Source organism: Gemmatimonadota bacterium, from assembly GCA_026706345.1.
In the GTDB taxonomy this organism is placed as follows: domain Bacteria; phylum JAAXHH01; class JAAXHH01; order JAAXHH01; family JAAXHH01; genus JAAXHH01.
The window spans coordinates 26,541-35,557 of sequence record JAPOYX010000147.1; the positions used below are offsets into that span (position 1 = coordinate 26,541).

A 9,017-nucleotide genomic window follows, 5' to 3' on the forward strand; every position below is an offset into this window, starting at 1 on the left:
GCCGTCTTCCTTTCTTCATGAAACCCGCCGGTTATTCGTCATCCGTCGTGACGGTTTCCACTTCCACCAGGTGGCCGACGCGTGCGATCATACCCTGTATCTGCGGCGTATCGCCATGGACGGCGCTGTGATGCAACCGCCGTATTCCCAGCGCTTCCAGGGTCCGTTTCTGCCGCCGGTGTCTGCCGATGGCGCTTCTTCTCTGCGTAATGCGCAGCCGCGTCGCCATAAAAACTACCCTTTCAGTTCCTCTATATCCACGTTGCGCACGTCGGCGATCTCGGAGGCCACCTTCAGGTCGAGCAGGCCCTGCAGGGTCGCCTTGGCCACGTTGTAGGGATTCGACGAACCGATCGACTTCGTGAGGATATTGTGAATGCCCGCCGATTCCAGTACCGCCCGGGCCGCATCGCCGGCGATCACACCCGTACCGGGCGACGCCGGTTTCAGAATCACCTCCGCCGCGCTGAACCTCCCGATGACGTCGTGGGGGATCGTGCCGTTGACCACCGGTACCCTGTGCAGGTGCTTGCGGGCCGTTTCCGTCGCCTTGCGGATCGCTTCGGACAGCTCCAGGGCCTTGCCCATGCCCAGGCCCACGTGGCCGTTTCCGTCGCCCACCGCGATCAACGCGTTGAAGCTGAACGTGCGGCCGCCCTTGACGACCTTGGCAACCCGGTTGATATCGACCAGACGTTCCGACGACAGATCGAATTCATCGGGATTGATTCTCGGCAATTTCTGCTCCCTTCGTCAGAAATGAAACGCCGGACGCACCGGCGCGCAGCGCGGTTTCAGAATTCCAGTCCGCTTTCGCGCACGCCGTCCGCCAGGGCCTTCACCCGGCCGTGATAGAGGTATCCGCCGCGGTCGAAGGTCACGCTGGACACGCCCTGCGCCTTCATCTTTTCTCCCAGCACCTGCCCCACGACCCTGCTCTGCGCCTTCCGGTCCATGCCCGACTCCAGTTTCGACCTGATCTCGGGCGTATTGGTGGAGAGGGAAAGCAACGTGGCGCCCGCTGCATCGTCGATGACCTGGGCGTAGATGTGCTTGAGACTCCTGAAAACGTTCAAGCGCGGCCGGGCCGCGTCGCCCCGGATGGACTTCCTTACGCGGCGATGGCGGACCTTCCGCATTCTGGCTCTCTGCAGCGTTTTTCTGGACATGATTCCTGCCAATCTCCCATCAGGCCGCCCCGGTCTTGCCGGCCTTCCTGCGTACCTGTTCGTTTTCGTACCGTATGCCCTTGCCCTTGTAGGGTTCCGGTTTCTTGAACGACCGGATCACCGCGGCCACCTGGCCTACGAGCTGTTTGTCGATACCCCGGACCGTAATCCGGTTGCCATCGGTTACCTCGAGGTCCACGTCCGGCGGCGCCTGGAAGATCACGGGATGGGAATAGCCCAGGCTGAGGGTCAGGTTCCTGCCCTTCAGCTCCGCCCGGTAACCCACGCCGATGATTTCAAGCGTCCGGTCGAACCCGTTGACGACGCCTTCCACCATGTTGGCGATCAGGGAACGGTTCAGGCCGTGCAGGGCGCGCGACTGCCTGGATTCGTTCTGGCGTCCCACCACCAGGTGGCCGTCTTCCAGAACGGCGCTGATCTGGGTGGGGATCCGGTGGGAAAGCTCGCCCTTCGGACCCTTCACCTTGACGGACCGGTCGTCTATGGAAACCTGGACCCCGTCCAGGATCGCAATCGGTAGTTTACCTATTCGTGACATCCCGACTCCTTCCGATATTCCGGACTACCAGACGTAGCACAACACTTCGCCGCCCGTGTTCAACTGACGCGCTTCGCGGTCCGTGACGATACCCCTGGGTGTGCTCAATATGGCCACGCCGAGTCCGTTCAGCACCCGGGGCAGGCGATCGGCCTTGACGTATACGCGCCGGCCCGGCTTGCTGATGCGCTTGAGCGTGGAAATGATCGATTCTCCCACCGGTCCGTACTTGAGGTATATCCGGATGATCCCCTGTTTCCCGTCCTCGACCTCGGTATAGTGGCTGATGAACTTGTGGTCCAGCAGGATACGGGCGATCTCCGTCTTTACCTTCGAAGCCGGCACTTCGACCCTCGGATGCTTCGCCTGGCACGCATTACGTAGCCGGGTCAGCATGTCCGCGATCGGATCGGTCATTGACATCTTGCTATTCTCCCTGAGAAACAGCCCCGTGTTCCTACCAACTGGCCTTTGTCACGCCCGGAATCTCGCCCTGCAGGGCCAGCGTCCGGAAACAGATGCGGCAGATCCCGAAACGGCGCATATAGGCGCGGGGGCGTCCGCACTGCCTGCAACGGCTGTACGCGCGCACCTTGTATTTCGGTTTTCTTTTTGCCTTTGCGATTAACGACTTCTTGGCCACTGGTCCCCCTCTCGATGATTCCGTTGCCCGGCTCGAAACGTGCGGACCGCCTGGACCGCCCGGTCCGCACGGTCCGCCCGGACCCTACACCGGCTGGTCCCTGAAGGGCATGCCGAGGTGCCTGAGCAGCTCCGCACTCTCTTCGTCGGTGCCCGCCGAGGTTACGATCGTGATGTCCATGCCCCGGAACAGATCGACCCCGTCGTAGTCGATCTCCGGAAAGATCGTCTGTTGGGTCAATACCAGGGTGTAGTTGACCCGGCCGTCGAAGGACCGCGTCGACACGCCCCGGAAGTCGCGGATACGGGGTATCGCCACGTTGATCAGGCGATCCAGAAACTCGTACATGCGGGCGCCTCTGAGCGTCACCCGGCAACCGACGGGCATGCCTTCCCGGATCTTGAAATTCGAGATGGACTTCTTGGCCCGGGTCACCACGGCCTTCTGGCCGGTGATCGCCGTCAGTTCCGACACCGCGCTGTCCAGCAGGCCGGCATTCTGCGAACCCTCGCCCACGCCCATGTTCAGGACCACTTTCTCGATACGCGGAACCTGCATGACGTTGCCGTATCCGAAATGCTGCAGGAGCGCGGGTCTGATCTCGCTGTTGTACTGGTCTTTCAATCGTGCCATGCTCGTATTCCCGTTATCCTTCGGCGATCACCTTCACGTTGGATGCGTGCATGGGGGCCTCTTTCTCGAGCCGGCCGCCCTGCGGATTGGTCTGGGTGGGTCGTGTATGGCGCGTAACGAAATTGAGGCCTTCCACGATTACCTTGTTCTTCTCCGGCAACACCTTCAACACTCTTCCGGTCTTGCCCCGGGTGGCGCCGGTGAGCACTACCACCGTATCGCCCTTCTTGACGTGCATCCGACAAGCTCCTTCCATCCGGCGGGTCCGGTATACTACAGGACCTCCGGGGCGAGTGAAACGATGCGGGTGTATTCCCGCTCGCGCAGTTCCCGGGCGACGGGGCCGAAAATGCGCGTGCCCCTCGGCTCGCCCTGGTCATCGATCAGCACGGCCGCGTTCTCGTCGAACCGGATGTAGGACCCGTCGCGTCGCCGCACCTCCTTGCGGACCCGCACGACCACGGCCTTCACCACCTCGCCCTTCTTCACCGAACCGCCGGGAGCGGCTTCCTTCACCGATCCCACGAACCGGTCTCCCACGCTGGCGTACCGCCTGCCGGTCCCGCCCAGGACCTTGATGCAGCGGACCTGCCGGGCGCCCGTGTTGTCGGCGACATTCAGCCAGGTATACTCTTGAATCATCTTTGATCCGTCCTGTTCACCATTTTCCGGAACCGGCGCCGGAAATCTAGACCTGTACCGCGCGCTGGATGACTTCCGTCAGCCGCCAGCGCTTGTTCTTGCTCAGCGGACGCGTCTCCGTCACCCGGACGATGTCGCCGATCCGGCACGTCTGCTCTTCGTCGTGGGCCGTCAGCTTGGTCGTGCGCCGCACGTACCTCCCGTAGAAGGGATGCTTTACTGTCCGTTCCACGGCGATGGTAATGGTCTTTTCCATCTTGTTGCTGAGCACGCGTCCCACGCGGTTCTTCCTGTGTCCCCGCTCCTTCATGCGTCGTCTCCCGGATCACCCTGTCCGTCTTCCCGGTTCTGCTCGTTCCCTTCGCGGATGGAACGGATATTCAGTTCATCCTCGTGCAGGAGCGTGAGAATCCGGGCGATTTCCCGGCGGGATGCCGAAATACGCTTCGCATCCGCCATCTGCCTCGTCGCCTTCTGAAAGTTCAGATTGAAGATCTCTTCCCGTAATTCGGCCACCCGGTCGTGCAGTTCCGTCTCGGACAGCTGCCGAAGTTCGTATAGTTTCATTGCTTCCCTTCCTCGAGAACGGCCCTGCTACAAGTCTTCGCGGACCACCAGGCGGGTCTTGACCGACAGCTTCTGCTGAGCCAGCGCGATGGACTCCCTGGCCATTTCGGAGGCCACGCCCCGCAATTCGAAGAGGATGCGTCCCGGCTTGACCACGGCCACCCAGTGCTCGGGATTACCCTTTCCCTTGCCCATGCGCGTTTCGGCGGGCTTTTCCGTAAGCACCTTGTCCGGGAAGACGCGGATCCACACCTTGCCGCCCCGCCGCATGTGATGGACCATGGCGATCCGGGCCGCTTCGATCTGCCGGTTGGTGATCCAGCCCGGTTCGAGCGCCTGAATACCGTAATCGCCGAATTCCAGCGTGGCGCCGCGCGTCGCGGTGCCCGTCATGCGGCCGCGCTGTTTCTTCCGGTACTTCAGTCGCTTGGGCATTAACATTTCGATGTCTCCTCGAATGGTCCCGTGCCCGCTTTCGGACACGCCTGACAACCCGTCTTAAACCGTCGCTTCCCGTCCGGCCCCGGCTTCCCCTTCTTCGCCCTTGATGATCTCGCCCTTGCAGATCCACACCTTGATGCCGATGCACCCGTAGGTGGTATGGGCGGTGGACCGGGCGTAGTCTATGTCCGCCCGGAGCGTGTGCAGCGGTACGCGTCCGTCGTTAAAGGATTCCACCCGGGCCATTTCCGCGCCGCCGAGCCGGCCGCCGCAGGTTATCTTGATGCCCTCCGCGCCCATGCGCATGGCCGCGGTGATGGATTTCTTCATGGCCCTTCTGAAACTGATCCGCTGTTCGATCTGCCGCGCTATGCTGTCGCCGATAAGCTGGGCATCGAGCTCAGGACGGCGGATTTCCTGTATGTTGATGTATATTTCTTTTTTTGTCAGATGCTGGAGTTCATCCCTCAGCTTATCCACTTCGGCGCCCTTGCGTCCGATCACGATGCCGGGACGGGCGGTGTGAATGGCTATGGTGGCCTTCTGCGGCGCCCGCTCGATTTCGACCTTGGAGATGCCGGCCCGCGAGAGGCGGCTCTTGATGTACCGACGGATCATGAGGTCTTCCTGGAGCAGTTCCGCCATGTTCTTGTCGGAATACCAGTTGGACTGCCACGTCTTGATCACGCCAAGACGGAAACCGATCGGATGTGTTTTCTGACCCACGTCGTCAACTCCTGTTGTCAGGACTCCAGGGTGAATGGCCAGGCCGAGCTGATCCGGTCCAGGCCGAGCTAGGCCGAGACCACCACGGTAATGTGGCTGGTGCGCTTCCGGATCGTGGAGGCGCTGCCCCGGGGTCCGTAATGAATGCGTTTCATTACCGGCCCGCCGTCGACATAAACGGTCTTGATTTTCAGGTCTTCGATATCCAGCGTGTGTTCGTCATCCACGTTCATCGCGTTCGCCGTCGCGGAGCGCACGGTCTTTTCGATCGGCCTTGCGCACGCCTTGGGCACGAATTGCAGTATGTTCAGGGCTTCCTGCACGGACCGGCCGCGGATCATGTCCGCCACCTGGCGTATCTTGCGTGCGGAACCGCGTACCTGCCGCGCCGTTGCACGGGCTTCCATCGCTATACTCTCCCCTGTTCCGAATTCCGGCTGCTTCACCTACTTCAGCTGAGTGGACCGTTCCGTGACCCGGCCGCTGTGCCCCCGGTACGTGCGCGTCGGCGCGAATTCACCCAGCTTGTGGCCCACCATGTTCTCCGAAATGTAGACCGGAATGAACTTGTTGCCGTTGTGGATCGCCAGGGTATGGCCGACGAAATCCGGCGTGATCGTGCATGCTCGGGCCCAGGTGCGGACTACCCGCTTCTCGCCAGTTCGATTCAGTTCGTCGATCTTCTTCTTGACGCTGCTGTCAATGTACGGCCCTTTTTTTACCGACCGAGCCATCATCGCCTCCCGCTATCTGCCTTCGCCTATTTACGCCGTTTGACGATCAGCGTATCCGACTTCTTGTTCTTCTTTCGCGTCCGCAGGCCCTTGGTCTTCTTTCCCCAGGGGGACACGGGGTGCCGTCCACCCGAACTCTTGCCTTCCCCTCCGCCCATGGGGTGGTCCACGGGGTTCTTCGCCACGCCGCGGGAATAACCGCGGCGTCCCAGCCAGCGGGCGCGCCCGGCCTTGCCGAGCGATATGTTCTCATGATCCGTGTTGCCCACCTGGCCGATCGTGGCGGAACACGCGCTGGGCACCCGCCTGATCTCGCCGGATGGCAGACGCAACTGGGCAAAGCCTCCGTCCCGCGACATCAACTGGGCCGCTCCCCCGGCGGAACGCACGAGCTGGCCGCCGCGGCCGGGCGAAAGCTCGATGTTGTGGATCATGGTTCCCAGGGGAATGTTCTCCAGCGGCATATGGTTGCCGCCCCGGATCTCCGACTGGCTGCCGGCCATCACGGTATGTCCCACCGACAGGCCGAGCGGCGCGAGAATATAGCGTTTCTCGCCGTCCGCATAATGCAGCAGCGCGATGCGCGCCGAACGGTTCGGGTCGTATTCGATGGCATGTACCCTGGCCGGGATTCCGATCTTGTCGCGCCGGAAGTCGATCACCCGGTAGCGACGCTTGTGGCCGCCTCCTCGGTGCCGGGCGGTCATTCGTCCCAGGTTGTTCCGGCCGCCCGACTTCTTCAGGGGGCGGATCAGGGAGGACTCCGGCGCCTCCTTCGTGATTTCCTTGAAGGAGGACACGGTCTTGAACCGCTGACCGGGGGTCTTGGGCCTGAATGTGCGTACTGCCATAATCATGACTCTTCCTCTTTCTGACGCGCCTGGGCACGACCGGGCGCGGCCAATCACGGCCGGTGATCAGGCTCCCGTGTACAGGTCGATGATATCGCCATCGGCGAGTTTCACGATAGCCTTCTTCCAGTCGGGCCGCCGGCCCTCGAATCGGCCGAGGCGCTTCACCTTGCCCTTCATTCGAAGTGTGCGCACGGACTCGACCCGCACGTCGAAAATCTCCTCGATGGCCCGCTTGATTTCCAGTTTGTTCACGTCCCTGGCCACTTCGAATACGTACTTGTTCTCGTCTTCCTGGAGCACGTGGTTCTTTTCCGTCACCAGGGGCCGCGCCACGATGGCGCGCGGATCTTTCGTCATGATTTCAACGCCTCCTCGACCTGTTTCAGTCCCTCGCGGGTGAAGATGAGGCAGTCGCTGCGCAGAATCTCATGCACGTGGGTGTCCGTGGCCACGTTGATGTTCACGTCGGGTATGTTTCGACAGGATTTGTACACGGCATCGTCGCTTCGGTCCATAAGCACCAGGCACTTCCTGTCGTTCACCTGCATCTTCGAAAGCACGGAGACCATCTGCCGGGTCCTGGGCGCGTCGAACTCCAGTGCGTCTATCACCAGTACCGAGCCGCTCTGCGCACGCGTCGACAGCACGGACTTCAGCGCGAGGCGGCGCACTTTTTTCGGAATCTTGTAAACGTAGCTTCGGGGTTTCGGCCCGTGGGCCCTTCCACCCCCGATGCGGACCGGAGACCGGCGTGAGCCCATGCGGGCCCGTCCCAGGCCCTTCTGCCGGTAGATCTTCCTCCCGGCGTAGGACACCTCCGAACGGGTCTGCGCGCTGGCTGTTCCCTGCCGCTGGCCGGCCTGGTACATTTTCTCCGCTTCATACATGGCATGCGCGTTCGCGGATATGCCGAAGACCGACTCTTCCAGGTCGATCTGGCCCTGTTCCGTCCCGTCGCTGCTGAACAATCTTGCTACCGGCATGACTACTCCCATCCTGCCATCCAGATCCGCGCCGGCGGTTACCCGGCCCGGTTGATCAGTACGTATGCGTTCCTGTGGCCCGGAATCGCACCCTTCACCAGGAGGATGTTATTCTCGGCGTCCACCCCGACCACCTGCAGATTTCTGACCGTCACACGCTTGTTGCCCATCCGCCCGCCCATGCGGGTTCCCTTGAAAACCTTGGACGGCGTCGCGCTCTGTCCGATCGATCCCGGATGACGCCAGCGGTCGCTTTGTCCCCGGGTCTTGTCGCCGCCCCGGAAACCGTGCCGCTTCACGACACCCTGAAAACCTCTTCCCTTGAAATACCCCGTCACGTCGACCAGTTCGCCGGTCTCGAATATGTCGGCGCCGTATACTTGGCCGGGTTCGCAGGCCTCGATATCTTCCACCGCGACCTCGCGGAGCACCCGCTGCGGATCGACCTCCGCCTTCTTGAAGTGGCCCTGCAGCGGCCGGGTGGTCTGCTTTTCTTTCTTCGTTTCGAAACCGATCTGAGCCGCCTCGTAGCCGTCGCGGTCCAGCGTCTTCACCTGGGTGACGTAGCACGGTCCCGCTTCGATCACCGTGACCGGCACCGCGTCGCCGTTCTCGGCAAAGACCTGGCTCATCCCGATTTTCCTGCCGATCAGTCCGTGCATCTCCTTAGACTCCTACACCCTGATTTCCACGTCTACGCCGGCGGGCAGATCCAGCTTGAGGAGCGCGTCCACCGTCTGCTGCGACGTGTCATAGATATCGATAAGCCGTTTGTGCACACGCGTTTCAAACTGTTCCCGCGATTTCTTGTCGATAAAAGGAGAGCGCAGGACGGTATAGACGGTTCGTTTCGTCGGCAGCGGTATGGGCCCCATGACCCGGGCGCCGGCCCGCTGCGCCGCCTGAGTGATTTCCCTGGCCGACTTGTCCAGCATGGCGTGGTCGCAGGCCTTCAACCTGATCCTGATTTTCTGGTCCGCTTGATTGGCCATGGCGGCCTCCTTCTCCCCTGTTACTCGATGACTTCTGTGACGACGCCCGCGCCGACGGTTCTTCCGCCCTCCCG

20 protein-coding genes are annotated in these 9,017 nt (G+C 61.8%); all 20 read right to left on the reverse strand.

Going from position 1 to position 9,017, the window contains the following annotated elements; genetic code table 11:
- Positions 1–31: 31 nt before the first annotated feature.
- Complete coding sequence (rpmD, locus tag OXG98_09610; GenBank protein ID MCY3772262.1) at positions 32–229, reverse strand: 50S ribosomal protein L30; 198 nt, start codon at positions 227–229, stop codon at positions 32–34.
- 5 nt (positions 230–234) lie between these two features.
- Entirely contained in the window at positions 235–738 is a 504-nt protein-coding gene (rpsE, locus tag OXG98_09615) for a 30S ribosomal protein S5 (GenBank protein ID MCY3772263.1), read from the reverse strand.
- 56 nt (positions 739–794) lie between these two features.
- Positions 795–1,169 carry a 50S ribosomal protein L18 gene (gene rplR / locus OXG98_09620; GenBank protein ID MCY3772264.1) on the reverse strand — a complete coding sequence of 125 codons (375 nt, stop codon included), beginning with the start codon at positions 1,167–1,169 and terminating at the stop codon, positions 795–797.
- 19 nt (positions 1,170–1,188) lie between these two features.
- The gene (rplF, locus tag OXG98_09625; protein ID MCY3772265.1) at positions 1,189–1,728 is read right to left on the reverse strand and encodes a 50S ribosomal protein L6; all 540 of its coding nucleotides are present in this window, start codon (positions 1,726–1,728) and stop codon (positions 1,189–1,191) included.
- 24 nt (positions 1,729–1,752) lie between these two features.
- Entirely contained in the window at positions 1,753–2,151 is a 399-nt protein-coding gene (gene rpsH / locus OXG98_09630) for a 30S ribosomal protein S8 (protein MCY3772266.1), read from the reverse strand.
- A 34-nt stretch (positions 2,152–2,185) separates the two neighbouring features.
- Positions 2,186–2,371 (reverse strand): type Z 30S ribosomal protein S14, encoded by a 186-nt coding sequence (locus OXG98_09635; GenBank protein MCY3772267.1) that lies wholly within the window; start codon positions 2,369–2,371, stop codon positions 2,186–2,188.
- A gap of 84 nt (positions 2,372–2,455) precedes the next feature.
- A complete protein-coding gene (gene rplE / locus OXG98_09640) occupies positions 2,456–3,004 on the reverse strand; it encodes a 50S ribosomal protein L5 (protein ID MCY3772268.1) in 549 nt (182 codons plus the stop codon).
- A gap of 13 nt (positions 3,005–3,017) precedes the next feature.
- Positions 3,018–3,242, reverse strand: coding sequence for a 50S ribosomal protein L24 (locus OXG98_09645; GenBank protein MCY3772269.1), 225 nt, complete (start codon positions 3,240–3,242; stop codon positions 3,018–3,020).
- A 35-nt stretch (positions 3,243–3,277) separates the two neighbouring features.
- A complete protein-coding gene (rplN, locus tag OXG98_09650) occupies positions 3,278–3,646 on the reverse strand; it encodes a 50S ribosomal protein L14 (GenBank protein MCY3772270.1) in 369 nt (122 codons plus the stop codon).
- A 46-nt stretch (positions 3,647–3,692) separates the two neighbouring features.
- Positions 3,693–3,956 carry a 30S ribosomal protein S17 gene (gene rpsQ / locus OXG98_09655; GenBank protein MCY3772271.1) on the reverse strand — a complete coding sequence of 88 codons (264 nt, stop codon included), beginning with the start codon at positions 3,954–3,956 and terminating at the stop codon, positions 3,693–3,695.
- Entirely contained in the window at positions 3,953–4,213 is a 261-nt protein-coding gene (gene rpmC, locus OXG98_09660) for a 50S ribosomal protein L29 (GenBank protein MCY3772272.1), read from the reverse strand. Before rpmC ends, rpsQ begins: the two co-directional genes overlap by 4 nt.
- Positions 4,214–4,240: 27 nt before the next feature.
- Entirely contained in the window at positions 4,241–4,654 is a 414-nt protein-coding gene (gene rplP / locus OXG98_09665) for a 50S ribosomal protein L16 (protein MCY3772273.1), read from the reverse strand.
- Between the two features lie 57 nt (positions 4,655–4,711).
- A complete protein-coding gene (gene rpsC / locus OXG98_09670; GenBank protein MCY3772274.1) occupies positions 4,712–5,380 on the reverse strand; it encodes a 30S ribosomal protein S3 in 669 nt (222 codons plus the stop codon).
- 68 nt (positions 5,381–5,448) lie between these two features.
- Positions 5,449–5,787, reverse strand: coding sequence for a 50S ribosomal protein L22 (rplV, locus tag OXG98_09675; GenBank protein ID MCY3772275.1), 339 nt, complete (start codon positions 5,785–5,787; stop codon positions 5,449–5,451).
- A 39-nt stretch (positions 5,788–5,826) separates the two neighbouring features.
- Entirely contained in the window at positions 5,827–6,114 is a 288-nt protein-coding gene (gene rpsS / locus OXG98_09680; GenBank protein ID MCY3772276.1) for a 30S ribosomal protein S19, read from the reverse strand.
- A 26-nt stretch (positions 6,115–6,140) separates the two neighbouring features.
- On the reverse strand, positions 6,141–6,965 hold the full coding sequence (rplB, locus tag OXG98_09685; protein MCY3772277.1) for a 50S ribosomal protein L2: 825 nt from the start codon (positions 6,963–6,965) through the stop codon (positions 6,141–6,143).
- A gap of 66 nt (positions 6,966–7,031) precedes the next feature.
- The gene (gene rplW / locus OXG98_09690; GenBank protein ID MCY3772278.1) at positions 7,032–7,325 is read right to left on the reverse strand and encodes a 50S ribosomal protein L23; all 294 of its coding nucleotides are present in this window, start codon (positions 7,323–7,325) and stop codon (positions 7,032–7,034) included.
- A complete protein-coding gene (gene rplD / locus OXG98_09695) occupies positions 7,322–7,951 on the reverse strand; it encodes a 50S ribosomal protein L4 (protein MCY3772279.1) in 630 nt (209 codons plus the stop codon). The genes rplW and rplD overlap by 4 nt, the downstream gene beginning before the upstream one ends.
- A 38-nt stretch (positions 7,952–7,989) precedes the next feature.
- A complete protein-coding gene (rplC, locus tag OXG98_09700) occupies positions 7,990–8,613 on the reverse strand; it encodes a 50S ribosomal protein L3 (GenBank protein ID MCY3772280.1) in 624 nt (207 codons plus the stop codon).
- Between the two features lie 12 nt (positions 8,614–8,625).
- Positions 8,626–8,943, reverse strand: a complete 318-nt coding sequence (rpsJ, locus tag OXG98_09705; GenBank protein ID MCY3772281.1) for a 30S ribosomal protein S10 — start codon at positions 8,941–8,943, stop codon at positions 8,626–8,628.
- Between the last annotated feature and the right edge of the window lie 74 nt (positions 8,944–9,017).